This window comes from Phycicoccus avicenniae (genome assembly GCF_018139485.1).
Lineage (GTDB): Bacteria > Actinomycetota > Actinomycetes > Actinomycetales > Dermatophilaceae > Phycicoccus > Phycicoccus avicenniae.
On the sequence record NZ_JAGSNF010000015.1, the window covers coordinates 199,411 to 223,615 of the forward strand.

Annotated in this window: 22 protein-coding genes; 4 read left to right on the plus strand and 18 right to left on the minus strand. The window is 70.9% G+C overall.

Annotated features, from left to right (window positions below):
• Window positions 1-78: 78 nt before the first annotated feature.
• Complete coding sequence (locus KC207_RS11385) at window positions 79-1,218, plus strand: GNAT family N-acetyltransferase (RefSeq protein ID WP_211603146.1); 1,140 nt, start codon at window positions 79-81, stop codon at window positions 1,216-1,218.
• A 33-nt stretch (window positions 1,219-1,251) separates the two neighbouring features.
• Here KC207_RS11385 and KC207_RS11390 read toward each other — a convergent pair whose 3' ends face one another.
• From KC207_RS11390 to mtrA, 9 genes are all read right to left on the minus strand, one after another.
• A complete protein-coding gene (locus KC207_RS11390; protein WP_211603148.1) occupies window positions 1,252-2,442 on the minus strand; it encodes a TadE/TadG family type IV pilus assembly protein in 1,191 nt (396 codons plus the stop codon).
• On the minus strand, window positions 2,442-3,005 hold the full coding sequence (locus KC207_RS11395; protein ID WP_211603149.1) for a TadE/TadG family type IV pilus assembly protein: 564 nt from the start codon (window positions 3,003-3,005) through the stop codon (window positions 2,442-2,444). The genes KC207_RS11390 and KC207_RS11395 overlap by 1 nt, the downstream gene beginning before the upstream one ends.
• Window positions 3,006-3,065: 60 nt before the next feature.
• The gene (locus KC207_RS11400; RefSeq protein ID WP_211603151.1) at window positions 3,066-4,259 is read right to left on the minus strand and encodes a winged helix-turn-helix domain-containing protein; all 1,194 of its coding nucleotides are present in this window, start codon (window positions 4,257-4,259) and stop codon (window positions 3,066-3,068) included.
• Complete coding sequence (locus KC207_RS11405) at window positions 4,252-4,965, minus strand: response regulator (protein WP_211603153.1); 714 nt, start codon at window positions 4,963-4,965, stop codon at window positions 4,252-4,254. The genes KC207_RS11400 and KC207_RS11405 overlap by 8 nt, the downstream gene beginning before the upstream one ends.
• A gap of 45 nt (window positions 4,966-5,010) precedes the next feature.
• Window positions 5,011-5,658 carry a ribosome hibernation-promoting factor, HPF/YfiA family gene (hpf, locus tag KC207_RS11410; protein WP_211603155.1) on the minus strand — a complete coding sequence of 216 codons (648 nt, stop codon included), beginning with the start codon at window positions 5,656-5,658 and terminating at the stop codon, window positions 5,011-5,013.
• 147 nt (window positions 5,659-5,805) lie between these two features.
• Complete coding sequence (locus KC207_RS11415; protein WP_211603157.1) at window positions 5,806-6,501, minus strand: ComF family protein; 696 nt, start codon at window positions 6,499-6,501, stop codon at window positions 5,806-5,808.
• Between the two features lie 93 nt (window positions 6,502-6,594).
• Complete coding sequence (locus tag KC207_RS11420; RefSeq protein WP_211603159.1) at window positions 6,595-8,352, minus strand: LpqB family beta-propeller domain-containing protein; 1,758 nt, start codon at window positions 8,350-8,352, stop codon at window positions 6,595-6,597.
• Window positions 8,352-10,007: an MtrAB system histidine kinase MtrB gene (gene mtrB, locus KC207_RS11425; RefSeq protein WP_211603160.1), complete on the minus strand. Its 1,656-nt coding sequence runs from the start codon at window positions 10,005-10,007 to the stop codon at window positions 8,352-8,354. Before mtrB ends, KC207_RS11420 begins: the two co-directional genes overlap by 1 nt.
• A gap of 2 nt (window positions 10,008-10,009) precedes the next feature.
• On the minus strand, window positions 10,010-10,687 hold the full coding sequence (gene mtrA, locus KC207_RS11430; protein WP_211603162.1) for an MtrAB system response regulator MtrA: 678 nt from the start codon (window positions 10,685-10,687) through the stop codon (window positions 10,010-10,012).
• A 105-nt stretch (window positions 10,688-10,792) separates the two neighbouring features.
• Here mtrA and KC207_RS11435 point away from each other — a divergent pair, with 105 nt between their 5' ends.
• Together KC207_RS11435 and KC207_RS11440 are read left to right on the plus strand one after the other, a co-directional pair.
• A complete protein-coding gene (locus KC207_RS11435; RefSeq protein WP_211603163.1) occupies window positions 10,793-12,394 on the plus strand; it encodes a sensor histidine kinase in 1,602 nt (533 codons plus the stop codon).
• A 16-nt stretch (window positions 12,395-12,410) separates the two neighbouring features.
• Window positions 12,411-13,067: a response regulator transcription factor gene (locus KC207_RS11440; protein WP_211603164.1), complete on the plus strand. Its 657-nt coding sequence runs from the start codon at window positions 12,411-12,413 to the stop codon at window positions 13,065-13,067.
• A 35-nt stretch (window positions 13,068-13,102) separates the two neighbouring features.
• On the opposite strand, the gene KC207_RS11445 is transcribed toward KC207_RS11440, so the two are convergent.
• The 9 genes from KC207_RS11445 to KC207_RS11485 all read right to left on the minus strand — a co-directional run bounded on the left by KC207_RS11445 (window position 13,103) and on the right by KC207_RS11485 (window position 21,433).
• Window positions 13,103-14,014 carry a type II secretion system F family protein gene (locus tag KC207_RS11445; protein ID WP_211603165.1) on the minus strand — a complete coding sequence of 304 codons (912 nt, stop codon included), beginning with the start codon at window positions 14,012-14,014 and terminating at the stop codon, window positions 13,103-13,105.
• Window position 14,015: 1 nt separating this feature from the next.
• Complete coding sequence (locus tag KC207_RS11450; protein WP_211603166.1) at window positions 14,016-15,995, minus strand: type II secretion system F family protein; 1,980 nt, start codon at window positions 15,993-15,995, stop codon at window positions 14,016-14,018.
• Window positions 15,992-17,386 carry a TadA family conjugal transfer-associated ATPase gene (locus KC207_RS11455; protein WP_211603168.1) on the minus strand — a complete coding sequence of 465 codons (1,395 nt, stop codon included), beginning with the start codon at window positions 17,384-17,386 and terminating at the stop codon, window positions 15,992-15,994. The genes KC207_RS11450 and KC207_RS11455 overlap by 4 nt, the downstream gene beginning before the upstream one ends.
• Window positions 17,383-18,573, minus strand: coding sequence for a CpaE/TadZ family protein (locus KC207_RS11460; RefSeq protein ID WP_211603170.1), 1,191 nt, complete (start codon window positions 18,571-18,573; stop codon window positions 17,383-17,385). The genes KC207_RS11455 and KC207_RS11460 overlap by 4 nt, the downstream gene beginning before the upstream one ends.
• On the minus strand, window positions 18,570-19,361 hold the full coding sequence (cpaB, locus tag KC207_RS11465) for a Flp pilus assembly protein CpaB (protein ID WP_211603172.1): 792 nt from the start codon (window positions 19,359-19,361) through the stop codon (window positions 18,570-18,572). Before cpaB ends, KC207_RS11460 begins: the two co-directional genes overlap by 4 nt.
• Before the next feature lie 65 nt (window positions 19,362-19,426).
• On the minus strand, window positions 19,427-20,551 hold the full coding sequence (locus KC207_RS11470; RefSeq protein WP_211603174.1) for a TadE/TadG family type IV pilus assembly protein: 1,125 nt from the start codon (window positions 20,549-20,551) through the stop codon (window positions 19,427-19,429).
• A 32-nt stretch (window positions 20,552-20,583) separates the two neighbouring features.
• Window positions 20,584-20,985 (minus strand): TadE/TadG family type IV pilus assembly protein, encoded by a 402-nt coding sequence (locus KC207_RS11475; protein WP_211603175.1) that lies wholly within the window; start codon window positions 20,983-20,985, stop codon window positions 20,584-20,586.
• Window positions 20,986-21,015: 30 nt separating this feature from the next.
• Window positions 21,016-21,174 carry a Flp family type IVb pilin gene (locus tag KC207_RS11480; RefSeq protein ID WP_211603176.1) on the minus strand — a complete coding sequence of 53 codons (159 nt, stop codon included), beginning with the start codon at window positions 21,172-21,174 and terminating at the stop codon, window positions 21,016-21,018.
• 85 nt (window positions 21,175-21,259) lie between these two features.
• Window positions 21,260-21,433 carry a Flp family type IVb pilin gene (locus KC207_RS11485; RefSeq protein WP_211603178.1) on the minus strand — a complete coding sequence of 58 codons (174 nt, stop codon included), beginning with the start codon at window positions 21,431-21,433 and terminating at the stop codon, window positions 21,260-21,262.
• A 683-nt stretch (window positions 21,434-22,116) separates the two neighbouring features.
• On the opposite strand from KC207_RS11485, the gene KC207_RS11490 reads away from it, so the two are divergent.
• On the plus strand, window positions 22,117-24,147 hold the full coding sequence (locus KC207_RS11490) for a hypothetical protein (RefSeq protein ID WP_211603179.1): 2,031 nt from the start codon (window positions 22,117-22,119) through the stop codon (window positions 24,145-24,147).
• Window positions 24,148-24,205: the final 58 nt, after the last annotated feature.

Genomic DNA, 24,205 nt, shown 5'->3' on the forward strand with positions numbered 1-24,205 from the left:
GGGCACCGCCCGGGGGGTGAACGGCGGGGACGTCGTGTCGAGTTCCGCCCCGGGCCCGCTCGGTGGTTTCCTGACCCCATGAACGAGGCCGTCTTCCCCGGGAACGTCCGGGAGCTCACCGACGGGCACGTCCGCCTGCGGGCGCACCGCGCCTCCGACGTCGAGCGCATCGTCGCCCAGAGCGAGGACCCCGAGTCGAGGTACTGGACGACCGTGCCGCGACCCTACGACGAGGCGAACGCCCGCGAATGGCTCGCCGCCATCGAGGCGTCGTGGAACGACCCGGGGGGCATCCGGCACTGGGCCCTCGCCCCGGCGGACGACCCGGACCGCTACCTCGGGACGGTCGACCTGCGACCCCAGTCGTCGCGCGACGTCGCGAAGATCGGCTTCGGGCTGCATCCCGAGGCGCGCGGCCAGGGCTACATGGCCGCCGCAGTCCGCCTCGCGTGCCAGTGGTGGTTCGACGGCGGCGGCACCCGGGTCCACTGGGAGGCGCTGCGCGGGAACTTCGCGTCGTGGCGCGTCGTCTGGGCGTGCGGCTTCGCCCATCACGGGACGCTGCCGGGCGCGCACGTCGACATGGACGGCGGGCCCGCGGTCGACATCTGGCAGGCGAGCCTCGCCGCGGACGACGTCATGGAGGCCCGGACGCCCTGGCTCGACCCACCCGTCCTGCGCACCGACGAGGCGGGCGGCCTCGTGCTGCGGCCCTGGCGGGACACCGACGTCGAGGGGCTGGGCGCCCGCGACCAGCCGGCGCACCACATGCCCGCGCGGGGTGTGCTCGACGTCGACACCTTCCCCGAGTGGCTCATGACCCGCCGGGAGAAGATGGCGACGGGGACGACGCTCAGCTGGTGCGTCGCCGACGCCGCCGAGGACCGCGCGCTCGGGGAGGCCCTGCTCTTCGTCCACGAGGGGACGCTCGACGACGACACCGCCGAGGTCGGATACCAGGTCCTGCCGGCCGCGAGGCGGCGCGGCGTCGCGACCGCGGCCACGAGGCTCGCGGTCGAGCACGCCTTCACCCCGAGGAGCGCCGACGGTCTGGGGCTGCGACGGCTCGTCGCGCAGACCGCCGAGGACAACACCGGCAGCAACCGCGTCCTGGAGTCGCTCGGCTTCGAGGTCTGGGGGCGGGAGTCCGCGGCGGACCTGCTGCCGGACGGGCGGACCGTCGAGGCCGTCCACTGGGAACGGCTGCGCGACGCCTGACGGGGACCACCACCGTCGGGCGTCGCGCCGCCGTCAGCCGATGAGACCGACCGCGGTCACGTTGTACGACGCGCAACCGGCGCCGAGGCCACAGCTGCCGTCGAACTCGGCCGTCGGACTGTAGGCCTGGTACTGCACCGTCACCTCACCGTTCGTGATGGCAATGATCTTGAGGGTGATGAAACCGACGACCCGGTACTCCGCGCCGGAGCCCTGGCTCGTCACGAGGTCGTAGACCGGGAAGGCCAGCGAGTCGCCAACCTTGTCCTGCATCGCGTCTCGTACGGGTCCCGCGTTGTCCCGGTTCCCGGGTTGGCCACCCATCTGGACGCTTGCCGGGTTGCCCGCCAGCGGCGGGAGCGTGCATCCGTTGCGGATGCGGTCCGCAAGGCCTTGGGTGCTGTTGTTCGTGGCACCACAGTCGAGCCAACCCCAGTTACCCGCGCCGGAGTTGCTGCCGCCGCCGTTGTTCCCACCGCCGTTGCCGCCGCCGTTGTTCCCACCGCCGTTGCCGCCGCCGTTGTTCCCACCGCCGTTGCCGCCGCCGTTGTTCCCACCGCCGTTGTTCCCACCGCCGTTGCCGCCGCCGGCGTTGCCAGTGGCACAACCGGGCTGCCACACCTTGTCGGTCTCGATGGTCGTCGTCGCGGTCGGGTTCGCACGGATGGCATTCGCCTGCTTGTCGCAGATCGCGAGCGGGAAGACTCCGCCGACCCTCCTCGCCCCCGAGACGCCCGCGTTCCCGGTGCGCGCCGCGCGGATCGAGTCGACGCCGGCGACCTTGCCGAGCGCGGTGGGGACCTCGCGCGTGACGTCGACGGTCACCTTGAGGACGCCGGAACCGGCAGGACCACCGTTCACGGGCACGCAGGCCAACCTGACATTGACTGTGATGTCGTCTTCGGACAAGTCAAATGGTCGGTTCGCCTGCACCTGCCGTCGGGCAGTCTCGCCCGCGCGCGCGGCGTCCGGATCGTCGGCGAGCAGCGCCCCACAGTTGGTCAGGGTCGTCGGCTTCTCGTTCATGTCGTCCTGCTTCTCCCGCGCGACGGCGAGGGCCGCGCTGTCGGCGCCGCTCGCGAACGCCTGCGCCTGGGCGTAGGCCATGCCGAGGTCGACGACAAAGGCGCCGATGAGAAGGAAAGGAACGATGAGACCGACGACCGTCAGCGCAACGGCACCGCGTTCGTCGCGAGCAGCGGAATCTCGAACCTGGCGGGGCATCAGCGGTACTCGCACACGAAGTTGCCCCGCCCGGTCAGGGTCACGGAGTTCAGAAATGGCACGGGGAACGGCGGTGTCGACTCGTGGATGACGGCGACCGTCACGCTCCCGTCGCTCGACGACCCCGTGCACAGCTGCGCAGGACCTCCTGCCGACGTCGAGCCGGCGGCCATGGTGCAGCCCCCATTGGGTGCCGTGACCTCGATCCGGGTCCCGGCCGGTCCTACGCCGAGCGCACCCCCCGCCTGCGTCGACGCGTTCCGAGCGCGGGTAGCGACGTTCGAGCAAGTCTGCGGCGATCCGGTGAGAGGCTTCGTCACGGCGGTGCGGGCCGCGTCACGGGCAGCGGTGTTGAAGGCGATCTGCTGGGAGAAGAGGAATCCGAAGTCGATGATGCCGCCGACGAGGGCGACGAGCATCGGCAGGACGAGGGCGAACTCCAGCGCGGACGCGCCTCGTTCGGACCGCGTCCGCGCCCGACCACCGACTGGACGTGACGGTGAAGAACCGCGAGAGGGGATGTGCACCCGTCCAGCGTCGCGGAACCCCGGGAGCCGGGACATCCGCTCAACGGTCCGGGCGAGGGGGGCCGTTCGGCGTACCCCGCCAGGCGGCGGCGCCTCTCAGCCGACGGCGGCGAGGCCGAGCCAGCCGGCGAGGAGGTCGAGCTCGGCGTCCAGCTCGGCGGCGTCGTCGGGGCCGCCGCGACCCGGCTCCCAGGTACACCGCTGCACCCGAAGCACTCCGGCCCGTCGGTCGCTCTTGAGGTCCAGGCGCGCGACGAGCTCGTCACCGAGGAGGAACGGCAGGACGTAGTAGCCGTGGACCCGCAGGTGCTCGGGCACGTAGATCTCGAGCCGGAAGTCGAAGCCGAAGATCGCCCGGACCCGGTCGCGCTGCCACACGAGGGAGTCGAACGGGGACAGCAGCGCCCGTGCCCGCACCCGGCGGGGTCGGCGGGCCTCGCGGTGCAGGTAGACCGGCCGGTGCCAGCCGTCGACGGTCGCGGGCAGCAGCGTGCCGTCGGCGACGAGCGCCGCGATCGCGGGGCGCGCCTGCTGGGGGGTGAGCCGGAAGTAGTCGCGCAGGCACTGCTCGCTCCCGACGCCGTGCGCCCGCGCGGCGATCTCGACGAGCCGCCGGAAGGCCTCCTCCTCCGCCGGCCGGGCCCCGGGGTCGAGGGCCTCGGCGCGTACGTCCAGCGGCAGCACCCGCGCGGGGTGGGCGTAGCGCCGCTCGAACTGCGCCGTCCGTCCCGCGCTCGACAGCTGCCCGGACCAGAACAGGTACTCGAGCGCGTTCTTCACGAGCGACCAGTTCCATCCCCAGTGGTCGCTCGAGCGCGGGTGGTCGTGCGCGAGGGACGCCTCGACCTCCCGGCTCGTCAGGGGTCCGCGGCGGGTCACCTCGTCGAGCACGGCCTCCACGAGGTCGGGGTGGTCGCGGGCGACGCGCTGCATGCCGCCCCACGCGTCGGACCGTGCCCGTCGCATCCGGAAGTCGAGCAGCGGCCAGGTCCTCGGGGGGACCAGGGACGCCTCGTGGGCCCAGTACTCGACGAGACGCCGGGGAGCGCGGTCGCGCGCCCGGTCGAGCAGACCGGTGTCGTACGGGCCGAGGCGGGAGAAGAAGGGCAGGTACTGGCTGCGGGTCAGGACGTTGACGCTGTCGATCTGGACGACGCCGACGATGTCGACGACCCGCTGGAGGTCGCGGATCCCGGGTGCTGTCGGCCGCGCACGGGCGAAACCCTGCGCGGCGAGGGCGACCCGCCGGGCGGCGGGTCGGGAGAGCCGGACGACCGCGGCGTCAGTCATCCGGCGCGACGATGTTCCGCCGGTGTGCGTACACCGCGGCCTCGACGCGGGAGTGCAGGTGCAGCTTCTCGAGGATGCTGCGGACGTGGTTCTTCACGGTGTTCTCGGAGATCACGAGGTCGCCGGCGATCTCGCGGTTGGCCCGCCCACGGGCGACGAGCCGCAGCACCTCGACCTCGCGGTCGGTGAGCCGTGCGTCCTCCGTCCCGGGGGTCGGCTGCGGCTGCTGGCTCAGCCGGCTGAACTCCTGGAGCAGCGTCGCGGCCATGCTCGGGGGGATGATCGCCTGCCCGTCGTGGACGCGGCGGATCGCGTCGGCGACGTCCTCCGCGGGGAGGTCCTTGAAAAGGTAGCCGCTGGCGCCGGCCTTGACCGCCTCGAAGAGGTCGGACTCGTCGTCGCTCATCGTCGACATGAGGATCCGCGCCCCGGGGTCGGCCTCGTGGATGCGCCGGCACGCCTCGATCCCGCCGAGCCCGGGCATCCGCACGTCCATGACGATGACGTCGGGACGCTCCCGCGCGTACACCTCGACGGCTTCCTGCCCGTTGTCGGCCTCGCCGACGACGGTGACCCCGTGCAGGCCGATGACGATGCCCATGCCGGTGCGGTACTTCACGTGGTCGTCCGCGAGCACGACCCGGATGCCGCCCGCGGGCGGCACCCGGGTCCCGGCTCCGGTGTGCGTGGGCTCCACGGGGCCCATCGTGTCAGGTCAGGGGCCCGATGCCCACCGTGCGTTCCCTCGGGATCAGGAGGCGGCCGCCGCGACGACGCCGTCCGCGGACTCCTCGAGGCTGCCGTCGAGGTCGAGGTGGAGGACGCCGTAGGACCAGCCGTGCCGTCGGTAGACGACGCTCGCGCGGTCGGTGTCCACGTCGTGGAAGAGGTAGAAGTCGTGCCCGACGGCCTCCATCTCGGTGAGCGCGTCGGCGAGGGTCATCGGGGTGGACCGGTGCACCTTCTCGCGGACCTCGACCGGTGAGTCGTCGAACTCGCCCCGTGGGCCGTCGTCCCCCTCGGGAGCCGCCATGTCGAGCGGGGGCTCGCTGCGGGCCGTCGCGTGGGCGACCGACTCCGGCGCGCGCCGCCCGCGGCGGACCTGCCGCTTGTCGTGCTTGCGGCGCAGCCGCTCCATCAGCTTGTCGAGGACGAGGTCGAGGGCCGCGTACTTGTCCTCGGCGCAGGCCTCGGCCCGCACGACCGGGCCCTTGGAGTGGATGGTGACCTCGACCCGGTCGCAGGCCTTGGCCTGGCGGCGGTTCGCTTCGTGGCTGACGGTGACCTCGACCCGCCGCGTGCGGGACTCGAGCTGAGTGATCTTCTCCAGCTTGTCCTCGATGTGCTCGCGGAAGCGGTCGGAGACGGTCAGGTGTCGGCCGGTGACGACGATGTCCACAGGAGGGTCCTCCTCAAGTCGGTGGTGTGCGCTGCGCAGGGCGGCTCCGGTCAGGGGCACCACCTCCGAGGAACGAGGTCCATGACGAGACGCTAGCCCGCCACCGGGCCCGCCACAAGCAGAACGGAGCACCCGTCCGGAGCCCGGTCAGGGCGTCGCGACGGCGGTGGCGACGGCCGCGTGGCCGCCACCTGCGGCGATGCCGCACCGGGCGGCCTCCGCGACCGTCGCACCGGTCGTGAGGACGTCGTCGAGCACGACGAACGGCCGGCCCCGGAGCGTCGTGCGCCACGCCTGGCGCACCCCGAGAGCGCCGTCGAGGTTGGCCCGGCGGTCCGCGCGTCCGAGCCATGACTGGTCGGCGACGGGGCGGACGTGCCGCAGGAGCGGGGCGAGCACGAGCGCCGGGTCGTCGAGCAGGCGGAGCGCGGCCCCGGCCAGGGCGGGCACCGGGTCGTCCCCACGGCGGCGACGGGCCCGCGCCGAGCCGGGGACGGGGACGAGGAGGACCGGATCGCCGAGGGAGCGGGCACGGCGAAGGACGGGGTCCTCGGCGAGGCAGCGCCCGACCGCGGCGGCGAGCGCCGGTGCGAGCACCCCGCGCAGGTCGCGCCGTCCGGTGTCCTTGTAGGCCGTGAGCGCCGTCCGGGTGGGCGGGGTGAGGGGCACCCCGGACCAGCAGCGCACCCCGACGTCACGCACGGGCGGGGGCGGGAGGGCGAGGGAGGCCCGGCAGGAGCGGCACCAGGCCGGGCCGGGTGTCGCGCACCCGGCGCACCGGGTGGGGAGCACGAGGCCGGCGGCGGATCGGACGGCCGGGACCAGCGGCAGCGAGGGGCTCATCCCCCGACGATGCCTCCGTGGGAGCGCCGCCGCTCCGGCTCCGTCGACGCTGGGGACGACGGCGACCGGACGGGGACCCCTGGGGACGGGCCGTCAGCCTGCGGGTGCCGCGAGGTCGGTGCCGGGACCGCTGTCGACCCAGCGCGAGCCCGCCCGCATGAACAGGCCGGACCCGGTGACGACGTACAGGTCGTCCGCCCCGGTCGTGGCGACGTCGACCCCGCCCGGCACCGGTGAGAGCCGGGTCATGTCACCACCGACGGAGAGCACCGTCGGCGCCACCTCTCCCCCGATGCCGGCGATCGTCGCGACGTTCGAGTCGTCGACCCACGTCAGCCCCGAGGCGGAGGACAGCTCGACACCGAGCCGCAGCGGCGGCGAGAGACGCTCGGGGCGGTCCCCCTCGCCGCGGATGACGCCCGCGAGGTCGACCCGCGGCCCCGACCCGTCCGGCAGGGTCGACAGGACCGCGACCCGGTCGCCGTCGGCGCCGACCTTGGCCTCCGCGACGCGCCGGTCGCCGAGCCAGGAGGCGGCGACCGGCAGCGGGGCCGCAGCCTCGGGGTCGGCCGGGTCGGCGTCCACGTCGACGGTGAAGAGCCGGGCGTCGTCGCCGACCGCCCCCGTCCACAGGAACCCGCGCCGGTCGTACGCGGGCGCCCCGACGTCGGTGCCCGGGGGCGGGACCTCGTAGCGGATGCCGTCGCGCCACCTCGACACCCCGTCGGCCTCGACGTCGACCGCGGCGAGCTCCGCGCCGTCCGCGGACTGCGCGAGCCCGGTCCAGGTCTGCGGGATCTCGGGGAGGTCGGTCTGCGGGTCGGGGTCGCGGGTCTGCTGCTGGGCGCTGAGGCCCGGGTCGAACACCGACACCGTGGACCCGCGGCGGACGACCGGCTTCGCGAGGGAGGTGTCGACCTCCGGCGCCGGGAACCCGACCCGGGTGAGCGAGGAGACCGGCCCCTCGACGCCGGACACCTCGACCGGCACCCCGTCGCTCGCGAGCCGGACCGCCGTGACCTCGGGGTCCTGGATGAGCGTGCTCACGAACTGGGCCCACAGGTTCTGCCGGGTCGCCTCACCCGGCGCCAGTGGGGTCGAGATGAGGTTGACCGACGCGACGCCCGCCTCGACGGACACCGCGTCGCCGAGCAGCCGTGACCCCTCCGGGACGGCGGAGACCGCGGCGCCCTCGAGGTGGCGCGGGAGGGGCAGCAGCTGGGCGCGCGCCAGCCGGGTCGCGAGACGGTCGAGGGGGAACCACCGGACGTCCTCGACGGTCGAGCGGCTGCTCGTCGACACGTAGTGGACGGCGAAGGGCCGTACGAGGCGGGAGACGTCGTTGCTCGTGATCCACCGGCCGAACCCCTCGGGGATGCGGTCGATGCGCCACTGGCCCTCGACGGAGGTGAGCCGGAAGTCGGCGGTCACCCGGGTCCCCGGGGCGGCGGCGGTGTACCGGCCGGTGCTGTCGACCGTCCCCGCGGCCCGGGAGGACACCTCGACGGACGTCGGCCCGGTGATCCGCACGGAGGGCGCGGTGTCGGTGGCGAGGAGGACGAGCGTCTCGTCGGGGTTCCAGCTCTCCGCGACCTCCCCGGTCAGGAAGCGGCGGGCGTTGTCGTAGGCGCCGTCGCTCGCGGCCCCGGCCCGCAAAAAGCCCCGCACGATGCTCTCGGGGGTCGCGTCCGGCTCCGGTCCGGGGAAGACGATCGTGAGCGGCGCGTCCTCGCCGGAACCGACCTCGAGGCCGCCCTGGACCGGCCCGTCGGACGCCAGCCCCCCGCCGCAGCCGGCGAGGACGGTGGCGACGGCGACGACGAGGGCCACCCAGAGCGGACGGCGGCGCATCAGAGGTCCCTCGGGCTCAGCGGGAGCGGTGAGGAGTGCAGCGTCCCGCCGGACCGGCGCGGCAGGGTGAGCCGGAACCGCGACCCGAGGCCGGGCTCGCCCCACGCCTGGAGCCACCCGTTGTGCAGGCGGGCGTCCTCGAGGGAGATCGACAACCCGAGCCCGGTGCCGCCGGTAGTGCGGGCCCGGGCCGGGTCGGCCCGCCAGAAGCGGGTGAAGACGTTGGCGGCGTCGCCGGGGCGCAGCCCGACGCCGTGGTCCTCGACGACGACGGCGACCGCGTCGGCGGAGACCCCGACGTGGACGTCGACCGGGCGGCCCTCGCCGTGCTCGACGGCGTTGACGACGAGGTTGCGCAGGATGCGCTCGACCCGGCGCTCGTCGACGTCGACCTCCGCGGCCTCGGCCGGCGCGTGCACCGTGATCGTGCTCCCCCGGCGCTCCGCGAGCGGTGCGGCCGCCGCGACGACCTTCCCGACGGTGCCGCGCAGGTCGACCGGCTCGACGTCGAGGGCGGCGGCCCCCGCGTCGAACCGGCTGATCTCGAGCAGGTCGGCGAGCAGGGCCTCGAAGCGGTCCAGCTCACCGGCGAGCAGCTCCGTCGAGCGCGCCATCGTCGTGTCGGCGAAGCCCTCACGGCCGGCGTGGATGACGTCGACGGCCATCCGGATCGTCGTGAGCGGGGTGCGCAGCTCGTGGGAGACGTCGGAGACGAACCGCTGCTGGACCGCCGAGAGCCCCTCGAGCTGGCGGATCTGGGACTGGAGGCTGTCGGCCATGTTGTTGAAGGACGTCGCGAGCAGGGCGAGGTCGTCTTCGCCCTTGGCCGGCATCCGCTCGTTGAGCCGGCCCGCGGACAGGCGCTGCGCCACCTCGCCGGCGCGGCGGACCGGGTCGACGACCTGCCGGGTGACGACGACCGCGACGGCCCCGACGAGCAGGGTCAGGATGACGCCGGCCACGACGAACGCCTGGCCGATGAGGCCCATCGTCTCGACCTCCTGCTCCATCGGGAAGATGAAGTAGAGGTCGTAGGGGCCGGCCGTCGGCACCTGCACGACGCTGCCGACGACGACCGCCGGCAGCTCTCGCCCATCGAGCCGCACCTGCGTCAGCTGGACCTGCTGGGTGCTCGGGTCGGCGGCGACCGCCTCGCGCAGGTCCGGGCTCACGACGGACAGGCCGAGCGCCCCGCTCTGGAGGCTGGCGAGGACGACGTCGCTGTCGTTGCCGGCCGACCGGCTCATGACGACGTACCGGGTCGACTCCGGGCCGGCGGCGCTGAGGATGCGGGTCATGATGTCGCGCGCCGCCTGGTTGAGCTCGTCGACGGACGAGGAGGTCGACGCCTGCCACTGGGTCTGCGCCTCGGCGGTGAGCGCCAGCGCCTCGTACTGCGCGTTGGTGATCCGTGCCTCCTCGAGACCGCGGGCGATCTGGGAGTGCAGCACCGAGCCGAGGACGGTGACGACGACGAGGCCCAGGAGCATCGTCGTCGTCACGACGCGCAGCTGCAGCGACTGCCGCCACCGGCGGCGGGACCGGCCGGCCGCGCGGCGGACGGCGAGCCCCAGCCCGGACAGGGAGCGGCCCGCGCGCGTCGCCTGCCGTCGCAGCACCGCCGAGCGCAGCGCCACGCCGCCCGACCCGGACATCGTCAGGAGGCGCCGGCCTTGTAGCCGACGCCGCGGACGGTGACGACGATCTCCGGGTGCTCCGGGTCGTGCTCGATCTTGCTGCGCAGGCGCTGGACGTGGACGTTGACGAGCCGGGTGTCACCGGCGTGCCGGTAGCCCCACACCTGCTCGAGGAGCACCTCGCGGGTGAAGACCTGCCAGGGCTTGCGGGCGAGCGCGACGAGGAGGTCGAACTCGAGCGGGGTGAGCGACAGCGGGACGCCGCCGCGGGTCACGGAGTGTCCGGCGACATCGATCTCGAGGTCCCCGACGCTCAGCCGCTCGGGCTCCGGGTCGTCGCCGCGGCGCAGGCGGGCCCGGACCCGGGCGATGAGCTCCTGGGGCTTGAACGGCTTCACGACGTAGTCGTCGGCGCCGGACTCGAGACCGAGGACGACGTCGACGGTGTCGGTCTTCGCGGTGAGCATGACGATCGGCACGCCCGACTCGCCGCGGATGTCACGGCAGACCTCGAGGCCGTCCCGGCCCGGGAGCATGACGTCGAGGAGCACGAGGTCCGGTCGGTAGGAGCGGAAGACGTCGATGGCCGACGAGCCGTCGGCGACGTGCTCGGTGTCCAGCCCCTCGCCCCGGAGCACGATGCCGAGCATCTCGGCCAGTGCCAGGTCGTCGTCGACGACGAGCACGCGTCCCTTCACGGTGGTCTGTGTCCTTCCCCATGACGCCTCCGGGCCAGGCCATCATCACACAGCCACGGCCGCGAACCCGCGAAATGACGGTTCGGGGACGCGTACCCTGCTGCCGTGGAGAGACGCATCGGACCCGCGTGGCTGGACGCCTCGGCGACGATCCGGCTCGCGTTCGCCGTCCTCACCGTCTGCCTCGCGGTCGCGGACGGGAAAGCCATCGAGACGCTTCCCTGGCTCGTCCTCGTCCTCGTCCTCGACGTCGTCGTCGCCGTCCTCGACCGGATGCCGATCTCGCGCCAGGGCATGCTCGACACCGTCATCCTCGCGCTGCTCGGGGTGTCCGCCGCCGCCGCCGGGGCGGCGTACGCGGGGGCCGGCCTCGTCGCGGCACTCCTCATCCTCATCCCGGCGTACCACAGCGGCACCCGGTTCGGCCGGGTGGGCTACCTCTTCGCCTGCGTCATCGCACCCGTCGCGTTCCTCGTCGCCACCGCCGCCGCCAACGAGACGCCCAGGGTCAACGCGGCCGTCGCGGCCTGGGTGGGGGCGGCCGTCGTCCTCGGGGCCCTCGGCGCGTGGAACCAGCGGCTCGTCACGGAGCACGAGCTCGACGAGGCGGACCCCGCGGCGCGCGAGGCGATCCAGCTCATCCAGCGCCTCCACGAGCTGTCCGAGGAGATGACGACCGGGCTCGACGCCCCGGCCGGCGCGACGCTCGCCCTCGACCTCCTCGCCGCGGAGGTGCCGTCGGCGCGCAGCGCGGTCCTCGTCACGAGCGACGCCGAGCACCTCGTGCCCGTCGCCCTCCGCGGCTCCACCCGCGCCCCGTGGCACCTCGCCGACCACGTCGCGACGCTGCTGGAGTCGAACAAGTCGGGCTGGAAGCCCACCGAGGTCCCGTTCACCGACGAGATGGGCCACCGGCTCGCCCTCATCGTGCCGATCGCCTTCGGGTCCGGACCGACCACGGTCGTCGTCGTCGAGCGCGGCATCGACCAGAGCTTCACCGAGCACGAGAAGCGGGAGGTGCTCGAGGTCACCCGGCGGCTGGCGCCGACGGTGCAGGCCGGCCTCCTCTTCGGCAACCTGCGCCAGTACGCGAGCCTCGAGGAGCGCAACCGCATCGCCCGCGACATCCACGACGGCATCGCCCAGGAGCTCGCCGCGCTCGGCTACACCGTCGACGCGCTGCGCATGCAGGCCGGCCCCCCGGGGACCGACATCCGCGACGCCCTCGACGGCCTGCGGGAGCGGCTCAGCGAGGCGATGGCCGACCTGCGGCTGCACATCACCGACCTGCGCGTCGCGGAGCGTCCCGGCACCGGCCTCGGCGCGGTCCTCGGAGCCGCCGTCCAGAGCTTCGGCAGCATGACCGGGGTCCGCACGACGGTCACGGTGAGCGAGGGACGGCGCCGGCTCGACCCCCGCGTCGAGATGCTCGCCCACCGCCTCGTCATGGACGTCCTCGCCGACGCCCAGGCCTCCGGGGCCCGGAACGCGTCGGTGAGCCTCGCGAGCTCGGTCGTCGGACCGATGCGGGTCGAGGTCTCGCACGACGGCGACCCGCGCCTGGCGCGGCGGACGTTCCGCAGCCCGGCGCTCGGCGAAGTGGGCGGGACACTCGCCGTGAACAACGCGCCCAACGGACGGCTGACCGTTAGCCTGAGCGTCGAAGATCCCGTGACCGCCCCCTCTGCCACCCAGGTGGTCACCTGACGCCGTGGAGGCTGCCGTGACCATCAGCGTCGTACTCGTCGATGACCATGCCGTCGTGCGCGAGGCGGTCGCGGGGATGCTCAGCTCCCAGGACGGGGTGAGCGTCGTCGGTCAGGCCGGGTCGCTCACCGAGGGCCGCGCCCTCTTCGACCGGATGTTCCGCACTCCCCCACCCGGACGCGTCGTCGCCGTCATCGACGTGACGATGCCCGACGGCAGCGGCCTGGACCTCGTGCGCGCGGTCCGCGAGCAGAACAAGGACATCGGCCTCGTCGTGCTCACGATGCTCAACGACGACTCGACGCTGCTCGAGGCGCTCGACGCGGGCGCGTCGGCGCTCGTGCGCAAGAGCGCTCCGTCGGACCAGGTGCTCTCCGCGGTCCGCCGCGCGGCCGACTTCCCGCTGGAGTTCTCCGCGTCGGGACTCGCCGAGGCGATGCGCCGCCGGCACGAGCAGCCGCAGACCTCGCTCACCTCCCGCGAGACCGAGGTGCTCAAGCTGCTCGTCGAGGGGGCGTCGGTCGCCCAGGTCGGCAAGTCGCTCTACATGAGCCAGTCGACGGTCAAGACGCACATCGGCAAGATCTACGACAAGCTCGGGGCGCACAACCGGGCCAGTGCCGTCATCGCGGCGGTCCGGCTCGGTCTCGTCGCCGACGTCGACCGCGCCTGACGGGACGTGCCTCGGACTGCGTCCGCCATCGGCGCTCAGAAGGCGGTGAAGGCGTCGACGAGTCGGATGATGCCGGGGCCGATGACGACGATCATGAGCACCGGGAAGATGAAGAAGATGAGCGGGAAGAGGATCTTCACCGTGACCTTCTGTGCTTCCTCCTCGGCCCGCTGACGCCGCGCGACGCGCATCTCCTTCGTCTGCTCGCGCAGGACGGCGGCGATGGGCAGGCCCAGTCGGTCGGCCTGGACCAGGGCGCTCACGAAGTTCTTGATCTCGGACACGGTCGTCCGCTCCCCGAGGCCGGCGAACGCCTCACCGCGGGACTTGCCGATCTGGATCTCGGCGAGGACGCGGGCGAACTCACCGCCGATCGGGCCCGGGACGTTGCGCGCCACCTGAAGGATCGCGGCATCGAAGCCCTGCCCCGCCTCGACGCACACCGTGAGCATGTCGAGGGCGTCAGCCAGGCCTTTGCGCAGCTCTTCCTGGCGCTTGGTCCCCTGGTTGTAGACGAGGAGGTCGGGCAGGAAGAACATGAGCGCGGCGAGCCCGAACGCCCCGAGCACACCGGTCACACTGAGGCCGAAGAACACGACGGGGACGACCGCACCCACGACGAGGGCGATGCCCTTGGCGCCCATGACCCGTTCGACGGTCCAGGCCGGCGGGTTCCCGGCCTTGTCGAGCGAGGCGGCGATCCGGTCACCGGTCCCGACCGGGGACAGACGCTGGGCCATCTTGCGCGAGACCTCGAAGGCCGGCGCGACGAGCCGGTCCTTGGCCTCGAGCTCGTTCTTGGCCGCGGACCGGCTGTCGGCGCGGACGCTCAGCAGCTCCAGCGAGCGCGCGACCCCGGTCTGCTGACCGGCCCCGGCGAAGGCGACGAGGACCGCGACCATGACGGCGCCGACGAGGAGCGCGATCCCGATGACGAGCAGCAGCATGTCAGACCTCGATCTCCACGACCTTGCGCATCCAGATGATCCCGATGACGAGCATCACGAGCCCGATGCCCACCATCCCGATGCCGAGGAAGGTCGTCCACAGCAAGGACACGTACTCGAAGTTGACCCACAGCATGTAGAAGAAGAGTCCGATCGGCAGGGCGATGAGGATGTAGGCGGACAGCCGACCCTCGGCGGACAGCGCCCGGACGTGGCGGCGAAGACCCTCGCGCTCACGCAGGGTCGCCGCGGTGGTCCGCAGGGTCTCGGCGAGGTTGCCACCGACCTCGCGCTGGATCCGGATCGCCAGGGTGGTCCACCGCATGTTCGAGCTGTCCATCCGCTCAGCCATCTGGTCGAGGGCGTCCGAGACGTCCGTCCCGATCCGGGTGGCCGCGAGAGCCCGGGAGAACTCCTTGGCGCACGGCTCGGCGGCGTCCCGGGCGACGGAGTCGAGGGCCTGCGGCAGCGAGAACCCGCTCGACAGACTCGTCGCGACGAGCGTGAGGATGTCGGGCAGGATCGACTCGAACTTGCGGGCCCGCCGGGCGGCGAGGATCCGCAGCACAACTGAGGGGACGACGAAGCCGGCGAGCGCGCCGACGAGCAGCCCTGCGAGCCGGAACCAGCCGTCGAGGAACAGCGCCCCAAGGGCGCCGACGATGACGGCGGCGACCAGTCGCAGGAGGAACCACTCCCCGGCGCGCCACGGGAGGTCGGCCCGTACGAGCAGCTCCATCGTCTTCGTCGTCGACTCCCGGCCCTCGACGACCTTGTCCCCGACGTGGAGGATCTGCTCGGTGAGCGCGGCGGTGCTCGTCTGCTGCTGCTGACGCTGCGCGGCCCGGGACGTCCCGTACCCGTAGGCCTCGACGGCCTCGATCCGCCGACTCCGTGTCGACTGGAACTTCGGCGCGGCGAGAGCGACTCCGAGAGCGAAGACGCCGAGGAAGACGACCCCCGTGGCGACGAGGAGCAGCGGGAGGTTCAGAGCCGACAGTCCAGGAATCGGCGGGACAGCGGCCTGGGCTGGCTGCCCTCCGCCGACGACCACGGGTCCCTCCGTGTCCTGGAGGTCCACCGACTCGGTGAGCTGGAAGCGCTCCGCGCCCGCGCGACCGGTGACGACCACCGGCTGCACCCCGGAGACACCCGCTGGAATCGTGATGTCGAGACCGGCCTGCGAGTCGAGCGCCCGGGCTGCCGCCTCGAACGCGGAGGCCACGGCGTCCCGGTCGACCGCCCGGGCAACCGTGCCACCTCCGGCGTCGGCGAACTGCTGGAGCACGGAGACATCGGCCGCTTCGGTCTGGAAGGAGATGGCCTCGGCGCGGACCTTCGCCTGGGCGAGGGCCTCGAGCGCCTTCTGCCGCTCGCTCCGCTCGCGCGCCTCTCCGCCCTCGCCGAACGAGACGCTGTCCGCGCCGTCGCTGAGCAGGACGATGCTGCGCTCACCCTCGGTCCCCAGCCCTTGGACGGCGTCCTGGACGGCGCGGTAGAGGCTCGTCTCGCCCTTCGACCGCAGTGCACCCACGGCGGACAGGATCGCGTCGTGGTCGGTGGTCGGGGCGACGTCGACCCCGGAGGTCGTCGCGAAGGACACGACGCCGACCTGGACGTCGTCCGGGACGACCTCCAGGAAGTCGCGGACGGCCGTACGGACCGTGGCCATCCCGCTCGCCGTCATCGAGCCGCTCGTGTCGATGACGAGCATCGACGAGCGCTTCGTCCGCTCGGCGGGCGCGACGTCGACCTCCGCGGCACGACCGCCGATCGTCACGCTGACGGACGACGGGTCGAGCTCGACCTGCTCGGCACCGGCACGCAGGACGAGCGTCGCCGTCATCGCATCGTCGCCGACCCGGACGTCGCTGAGCGTGGCCGGCACGTCGGCAGTCGCGACGGGAGCGCCGAAGAGCGCGGTCCCGCCGGCGAGGAGAGCGACGACCGCGGCCCGCACGGCACCGGGCCGCCGCGTCATCGGGGTCCGCCGATGAACACCTGGGGGTCGACGTGCACCCCGAGGTCGGTGAGCTCCTGGAGGAACTTCGGGCGCAGCCCGGTGGACACGAGGCCGCCCTTGAAGCGGCCGTTCTCATCGCGGCCCGCGGCCCAGTCGAAGGTGAAGACGTCCTGGAGGGTGATGACCTCGCCCTCCATGCCGACGACCTCGCTCACCGCGGTGATGCGGCGGGTGCCGTCCTTGAGACGGGCCTGCTGGACGATGAGGTCGACGGCGCCGGCCACCTGCTCGCGGATGGCACGCACCGGCAGGTCGACGCCGGCCATGAGGACCATCGTCTCGAGACGGGCGAGGGAGTCGCGCGGGCTGTTCGCGTGGACCGTCGTGATCGACCCGTCGTGGCCGGTGTTCATCGCCTGGAGCATGTCGAGGGCGGCACCGTCACGGCACTCGCCGACGACGATGCGGTCGGGGCGCATACGCAGGGAGTTCTTCACGAGGTCGCGGATGGCGATCTCGCCCCGGCCCTCGATGTTCGACGGGCGGGACTCGAGCCGCAGGACGTGGTCCTGCTTCAGCTGCAGCTCCGCCGCGTCCTCGATCGTCACGATCCGCTCGTCGTCGGGGATGAAGGAGGAGATGACGTTGAGGGTCGTCGTCTTCCCGGACCCGGTCCCGCCGGAGATGATGATGTTCCGCCGACCCCGCACGCAGGCGTCGAGGAAGTCCCGGGTCGCCGCCGACATCGTCCCGAAGGCGATGAGGTCGGAGTCGGTGTACGGGTCCTGGGAGAACTTGCGGATCGTGAGCATCGCGCCGTCGAGCGCGATCGGGCTGATGACGGCGTTGACACGCGAGCCGTCGGGCAGGCGGGCGTCGACGAGCGGGCTCGCCTCGTCGACGCGGCGGCCGACCCGGCCGACGATCTTGTCGATGACCCGGCGCAGGTGCGCCTCGGTCGAGAAGTGGGTGTCGACCCGGTACAGCTTTCCGCTGCGCTCGACGTAGATCATGTTCGCGCCGTTGACCATGATCTCGGAGATCTCCGGGTCACGGAGCAACGGCTCGAGCGGGCCGTGCCCGAGGATCTCGTCGCTGACCTCCTGCGCGATGCGGGTCCGGTCGGCGTGCGACAGCGGCTTCTGCTCGGCGTCGATGGTCTGCTGGAGCGTCGTGCGCACCTGGGCGGCGAGCTCGTGCTCCGGCAGGTGCGGGTCGTAGAGCCGCGGCCCGAGGATGTCGATGAGCCCCTGGTGGACGCGGTTCTTCACCTCCTGGAACGGGTCGGTGAGGCGCGGCGCCGTCGCGGCGGCCCGCGACGCCACGGCACCGGACGGGGCGTTCGACGCGGGAGCGTCGGCCGCCGCCTGGGCCCGGCGGACGCTGTCGAGACGATCGGCGAGACTCACTTGCGCCCCCTGAACAGGCTCTTGCGCGACGAGGTCTGGCCGACGGCGGCAGCCGCCGAACCCACTTCGTCGTCGCGTCCGGTACGGATGTGGCTGTCCACGAGCTCCTTCATGCTGAGCGACACCGGTGACTTCGGCTCGTCGAGCACGATGGGCACGCCCCGGTTCACCGACGCGGGGACGGTGAGCGAGTTCGGGATGTTCACGGCGATCGGCGTCTTGATGGCCGCCTCGACGTCCTCGGGGCGCAGGCCGACCTTGGCGTCGGCCCGGTTGAGCACGATGATCCGCGAGTCCTTGGGGCTGCCGATCATGTCGAGGGTGTCGATGGCGACGCGCAGGTTCTTCACGGCCGGGATGTCGAGCGTCGCGATGAGCACGAGGGCGTCCGACACGTCGATCGAGGCGAGGACGTGCTCGGTGAACGACGGCGGGGTGTCGACGATGACGTAGTCGTACGAGCGCCGCGCCACCTTGAGCACCTCCGAGACCGTCGGCACCGGGATCCGGTCGGCGTCGCCCGGGTCGTTCGGCGCGCACAGCACGTCGAGGCCGCTCTCCTCGTGGGTGACCACGAGCCCACGGAGGGCCTCGTCGTCGAGGTGCCCGCTCATCGACACCGCGTCGTAGATCGACTGCGCCGGCACGAGCTGCAGGCTGATCGCGACGTCGCCGAAGGACAGGTCGAGGTCGACGAGCAGGGTCCGCAGCCCGCTGTGCGCGAGGTGGGTCGCGGCGTTCGTCGACAGGGTCGTCTTGCCGACGCCGCCCTTCGCCGAGAACACCGTGATGAGCCGCCCCTCACGAGCTGACCCCCCGGACGCGTGCCCGATGAGCCGCGACGTGAGCTCTCGGCTGCGGCGCAGCGCCTCGGCGAGCGCGGTGTGGTCGTCCGAGGCGACGACCTCACGGATGCCGGCGCGGAGGGCCTGCGAGAGCGTTGTGACGTCCACCCGGCTGCGCAGCAGGATGACGCCGATCTCGGGCCGGTCGAGGCGCGTCGCCTCGGACAGCTCGCACGCCCTGTCGATCGGGATGTCGGAGCCGATGACGATCTGCTCGACCTGCGGGTTGTCGTGGATGGCCCGCGCGACCATCGCCGCCGAGTCGAGCGCCTGCGTGTCCACGCCGAGGGCGAAGCGGTACCGCTCCGTCGCCCCGGGGTCGGTGTCCCAGAGGATGTTCACCGGACGTCGTCCTCGAGCATCGTGAGGTCGTTGACGGACAGGTCCGGGTCGACGTCGAGCTCGGAGCCGCGGAGGCCGGCGTACAGCGTGTAGTTGTTGATGCCGTGGACGAGCCGGGCGGCCTGCTCCGGGCTCACCTCGAGGGTGACGAGGAACGTCGGCGTCTCCTGCTGCGAGGCGCCCTCCTCGCCCTCCTCCGGCGTGGCCTGGGCGGGGGTCAGCGAGGCGTCGCCCATCGCGATGACCTTGACGTTGTCGAGGAGGATCGAGGTCCCCTGGATCTCCTCCTCGTTGAAGACCTGCGCCTCCTCGGAGGCGTCGAGGTTCTTCAGCTGGTAGGTCATGAAGACCGTGAGGAAGGAGCCCGGGGTGACGAACGTCCCGACCCGCGCGGGGTCGTTGAGCTGGACCGAGACCGCGAGCTTGCCGGAGGCGACCTGCAGGGCCTTCTCCCCGAGGGGGACCTCCCCGAACGCAGCACCGAGGACGTACTGGCCGGGGGCGATGTCGGTGAGCGCGACGAGGGCCCCGTTCGTGTCGTCGATGGTCTCGAGGGCCCCGACCGGCTTGGCCGCCGAGGCGACCTCGGTCTGGCCCATCTGGCCCAGGCGCACGGCGTCCTTCATGGACGTGCCGGCCGGGATGACCTCGTTCGTCACGTAGACGGTCGTGGGGCTGGCCGCCGCGACGGCGCGGGCGTCGGCGCCTCGTGCGTAGACGAGCACGAGGGCGGCACCGACGAACGCGATGACGGCAGCGGCGAGGATGGCGAGGATGCGTCGACCCATGGTGGTGAGTGTCCTTCTGATGGATGCGATGGAAGGGACGAATGTGGAGAAGCAGGACTAACGGACTACCCGCCGAGGCCGAACGTCTTGGTGCCGCGACTCGGACCACCGACGGAGACATCGCCAACGGGCACCAGGGGCGAGGTGAACCAGCCCCAGATGCAGGTCTTGGCGTTGGCCCCCTGTCCGCAGAAGTTGTTCGTCGGGGTCTTGTAGATGCTGTAGTTCTTGTTGGGCTGCGCCGTCTGCATGTTGTCCCATCCCACAAAGTAGAAGGACGAAATCCCCGCGACGGTGTAGTCCACGCCGCTGCCGTTGCCAGCCACGGATGTGAAGACCGGAATGAGCACCTCAGTTCCGAGGTACTTCTGCATCGCGTCCTGCTTGCACCCGTTCGGCGGCGCACCACCGGGCAGCCCCGCGATCGTCCCGTCGGCGTTGAACGTCGCGGCACAGTCGTCTGAGCCCTCCGTGTCGTTCAACCAGCCGAAGCCTCCGGGGGCGTACATGGACGGGCCACATGCTGTCGCCGGGTTCCCGTTCTCGTGGGCGTTGATCTTGGCGATCCGAGGAGCCAGCGCGTCCGGCACGTTGTTGATCGGTAGCGTCGGCGCCATGGCAGGTGCGGGGGAGTACGACGGGCGACTTCCGAAGACCGTTCCGTTCGAGGTCGCGGCGTTCCAGTCGCAGACACTGATGGTCAGCGGGAGAGTTGTGCCGGTGGACCCGACGGGACCAAGTATCGCGCGGGCGCATGCGCCGGTCTCGGACGTTCCGGAACCTCCAGCAGCGGCGCCGAAGATGTTGCGGAGGGGACTTCCACTGGCGTCACTCGTCGTCCGAGTATGCACCTCGACGTAGTCGCCGCCAGGCGCTGGCGGACAGCTGCTGATCGATTCGAGCGACCCGGGCGACGTGCAAGGGGGAAGGCCCGGCAGCGTTCCGCACTGCTCGACGACCTCGTGTGTCCCGTCGAAGCCCGACGCGTTCCCATCCACCAAGGTCTCGAGGCCATCAGCGTTGGGGACGCAATTGCCCTCGGCGCAGGACTGCGCGAGTGATAGCGCGCCGGCGTCTGCGCCGTTCTGTAGTTCGCGCCGCTCGAGCATGAGCTGGCCGACGTCGATCGTGATGGCGGCGAACCCGAGAAGGACCCCGGAGGTCAAGAGCACGACGACGATCGTCGCCACAGCGCCACGTTCGCGGCGGGGCGTGAGCCGAGTCATCCTCCGCACCTCATCTGAGCCTTGCCGACGACGTCCGGAGCAGCGATCGGCACGAAAGCATCGAGCAAGAACCAGTCGAAGGCGTCTCCTCGAACTGTGACCTCGACAGAGTCAGCGGCGCTGCAGCTCACGACACTGAAAGAGACGATCGCGTCCGAGTCTCCGTTCACGAGACCTGCGAACTGCGGCATTGACGTGATCGCACGGGTCTCCGCGTCCCCCTGAGACAGTCCGACGGCCATGGCGCGGGCCCCCTCCCGAGCGGCGTTCGCCACCATGATCTCGCCGAAAAGAAGTCGCCCGAAGTCGATGATCCCGCCGACCAGCATAAGCAGAAGAGGCAGGACAATCGCGAACTCAACTGCGGTCGCGCCGCCCTCACGTCGAATGAGTGTCATGAGGTTGCTCCGGGCCTTGGGGAAGGACGACTAGAAGCGTCCAGAAATGGACGAGAAGAGGCCGATGACACCCTGGCCGAGCACTATGACCGAACCAATGATGACAGCAGCGACGAGGGCGACCAGCAAGGCATACTCTGCTGCGGTCGCACCATATTCCAGAGACTTGTGCACACGCATCCGATTCATGCCCCTCGCTCCTTGATGGCCGAAGTTGCAACGGGGTCGGGCGCCGCGTCCGCGGCACCCGACCCCGCGCAGGCCGTGATTTAGATCAGGGCATCTGGCTGTTGATGGACGTGAATGCATCCGAGATGCTCTCGCCGAGGGTGACGACGAGACCGATGATGACGGCCGCGATGAGGGCGACGAAGAGGCCGTACTCGACGGCGGTCGCACCCTTCTCGGACTGGAGGCGGGACTGGAGCTTCACGAGGGCCTTGGTCATGGCTTGAACCTTTCGGGTCTGTGTGTCGATCACATCTAGCCGTGTCGAGCACGTGGGCTTGTCGAGCAAGGACATTCCACATGTTCGGAAGGCCCGGCACCATAGGCCGACAGGTCCTACTCCATACGACGAACGAGCGACGTGGGTGGGCCGAACGGACGATAGACGGGTAGGACTCATCCACACATCGACGCTCGCGCGGGTGACTGCGTATGTCGGAAGCGCTTGAGCCGCGTCGTCGGCAGCAGCTTCAAGGCTCCGCAGAGCGCCCTCCCCCATCGGTTGTCAGATCCTCCATCAGTGGTCGACCTAGCACGGCCGGCTACTCAGCGCCTCGCATCCCGCGGTTTCGAGAACGTCCGTCCGATGCGCCCTCAACCGGACGAGCCGTAGGCCTGACGGGAGGTCCTGCCAGCGGACCTGATGCCCCCTCGGAGGTTGCGAATGTCGAGGCTGCCCCCTCGCGGAACGACCTGATGCTCGATACTCCTAGCCGTGAGCAGCCGGCTTGACAGTCTCGAGGGGGAATTTTGACGCCTGCGAGAACTCGCCTTCGCACCGAAGCACCGTGGCTGCTCTTGTTGGCGCTGACGTCCGCGGCTATCGCCTTTTGGTCCCTTCGATTGTGGCGCTGGGACCCGAGATTCCCGATCAGCCTGGGCCTGGACAGCACGTTCGTCGCAATGCAACTCAAGGACGTGCACGAGAACGGATGGTTCTTCGCGAACAGCGATCTCGGATTCCCGTTCGGCCAAGACGCCTCACGGTTCCCTGAACTCAATGCGATCCATCTTCTGGCGATCAAGGCCCTTGACGTCATCCTTCCGGGAACATTCACTGCGGGCAGCATCTACTTCGTTCTTTCATTTCCGCTCACGGCGTGCAGCATGTATCTCCTGGCAAGGCACGAGAAACTTAACCAAGGTGCGAGTTTCTTAGCGGGGGTCCTCCTCGCCACCATTCCCGGTCATGTGGAGGGCTTCGGCCACCTCTACATTTCACAGTACTGGCTGGTCCCTATCGCGCTTTGGCTCTCTTTCGAGGTAGCGCGCGGAAAGGATTTGATGTCACGAGATGCCAACGGCCGACCCCGAGAACTTGGGAGTAGGACCGTACTGACCGCGATGGCGATTTGTACTATCGGCCTGAGCGGCGTCTATTATGCGGCCTTTGCGATGCTCTTGGTCGTTGCGTCCGCCCTCGCACGCCGAGTCGTCAGCGGCAACCCGGCCGACCTGTTCAGGGGGCTCGGCGTCGCAAGTGGGATCCTCGGTGTCATCGGTGGCCTGCTGGCCCTGGCCCGCTTATCTGCCCGCGAGACAGTGGTCTCCGGCCAGCTGCCCGCTACGCGTGTCTTCGGTGAGAGCGAGGTCTACGCTGGAAAGTTCATGGACCTCATCCTGCCAAGACCGGGTCATCGGCTCGAGCCGCTGCAGGCACTGACCGACGCCTACAACCAGGGCGTGGAACCCACCGTGGAGATCTCCGCGCTCGGCCTCGTCGGAGCGACGGGCTTCCTGGGACTACTCGCCCTCATAGTCGTCAACCTGCTGACGCACCGCGTGAGCAGTCCTCGCGTATCCGTGTGGGCCAGCCACCTCATCGTGTGTTTCCTCTTCTACACCGTGGGTGGACTGGGATCCGCCGCGGCATTGTTCCTGACACCGCAGATCCGCACGTGGTCCCGGCTCTCCGCGTTCATCCTCGCGATCAGCCTCTTGGCCGTCGGCCATTGGCTGACGTCGATGTCCCGACGCCACAGTCGGACGCGCGTCAACACCGTCCTCGCGGTGGTGTGCATCGTCGGCGTGCTCGATCAAACATCGGATCTTGCCGCACCGCGGCATGACGAGATTGCCGCGGAACTGTCTGACCTGGATCGTTACACGCGTCAGCTGGAGGCTAAGACCTCCCCGGGCTGCGCCGTATTTCAGCTACCTATTGTGCCGTTTCCAGAGAATCAGGGACTTCAGACAATGGGAGGCTACGACCAACTCAAGCCCTATTTGGCGAGCGCGGACCTGCGGTTCTCCTTCGGCGCCATGCGGGGAACTGCTGAGGCCGACTGGATGCTGGCCGTGCGCCACGATGACATCCCGGGTTTCGTTGCGGACGTAGAGGCAGTGGGCTTCTGCGCGATCGAAGTTGATTCGCGCGCCTTCGATGCCGCCACGGACCCGTCAGAGGCGATCTCGACGATCCTCGGACCTCCGGTGTCGACGGCTCGAGGACGAACACTGTCGGCGTGGGCCACCAGGAGCGGGCGAAACGAGGACCGTCGACGCCAGACTCTGCAGCCCGTGATTGCCTCTCTTCGTCCGAGTGACCCGACCGTGGCAGCAGGCATCGCCCGGCAGCCCCTAGGACCCGTCGGGGAGCTGTCGGTGGCGAATCTCAGTGACCAACCTGTCGATGTCACCGTCTCTCTTGAGGTGACGAGTGTTGATGCCGAGCCGCGCACCATCATCATCGATGCGCCGGACGGAACGCGGCTTACGTCCTCAACCGTGGCAACGGCTCCAACGGCCATCTCGGTCTCCATGACCTTCCCACCTGGGCGCACGAGGCTGCCCATCCAGGTTGGCGGTCCGGACAGTGAGCTCCGGAGCTCGACCACCCAGGCATTCGTATCGCAGGTATCACTGGTTGTCCCGCCAGGCGTGCGTGGGGCTGACACGCTCAGTGCTATTGGTAGCGGTTGGCTCGCACCCTGACCCGTCTCTTATGGTGACGCCGGCACCAATGAGGTGGGGCGCCGCCCGCCATGACGGC

Coding starts and splice junctions, on each gene's coding strand:
- KC207_RS11385 (WP_211603146.1), top strand. CDS start 79: ATGAACGAGGCCGTCTTCCCCGGGAACGTCCGGGAGCTCACCGACGGG.
- KC207_RS11390 (WP_211603148.1), bottom strand. CDS start 2,442: ATGCCCCGCCAGGTTCGAGATTCCGCTGCTCGCGACGAACGCGGTGCC.
- KC207_RS11395 (WP_211603149.1), bottom strand. CDS start 3,005: ATGTCCCGGCTCCCGGGGTTCCGCGACGCTGGACGGGTGCACATCCCC.
- KC207_RS11400 (WP_211603151.1), bottom strand. CDS start 4,259: ATGACTGACGCCGCGGTCGTCCGGCTCTCCCGACCCGCCGCCCGGCGG.
- KC207_RS11405 (WP_211603153.1), bottom strand. CDS start 4,965: ATGGGCCCCGTGGAGCCCACGCACACCGGAGCCGGGACCCGGGTGCCG.
- KC207_RS11415 (WP_211603157.1), bottom strand. CDS start 6,501: ATGAGCCCCTCGCTGCCGCTGGTCCCGGCCGTCCGATCCGCCGCCGGC.
- KC207_RS11420 (WP_211603159.1), bottom strand. CDS start 8,352: ATGCGCCGCCGTCCGCTCTGGGTGGCCCTCGTCGTCGCCGTCGCCACC.
- mtrB (WP_211603160.1), bottom strand. CDS start 10,007: ATGTCCGGGTCGGGCGGCGTGGCGCTGCGCTCGGCGGTGCTGCGACGG.
- KC207_RS11445 (WP_211603165.1), bottom strand. CDS start 14,014: ATGCTGCTGCTCGTCATCGGGATCGCGCTCCTCGTCGGCGCCGTCATG.
- KC207_RS11450 (WP_211603166.1), bottom strand. CDS start 15,995: ATGACGCGGCGGCCCGGTGCCGTGCGGGCCGCGGTCGTCGCTCTCCTC.
- cpaB (WP_211603172.1), bottom strand. CDS start 19,361: ATGGGTCGACGCATCCTCGCCATCCTCGCCGCTGCCGTCATCGCGTTC.
- KC207_RS11475 (WP_211603175.1), bottom strand. CDS start 20,985: ATGACACTCATTCGACGTGAGGGCGGCGCGACCGCAGTTGAGTTCGCG.
- KC207_RS11480 (WP_211603176.1), bottom strand. CDS start 21,174: ATGAATCGGATGCGTGTGCACAAGTCTCTGGAATATGGTGCGACCGCA.
- KC207_RS11485 (WP_211603178.1), bottom strand. CDS start 21,433: ATGACCAAGGCCCTCGTGAAGCTCCAGTCCCGCCTCCAGTCCGAGAAG.
- KC207_RS11490 (WP_211603179.1), top strand. CDS start 22,117: ATGCAACTCAAGGACGTGCACGAGAACGGATGGTTCTTCGCGAACAGC.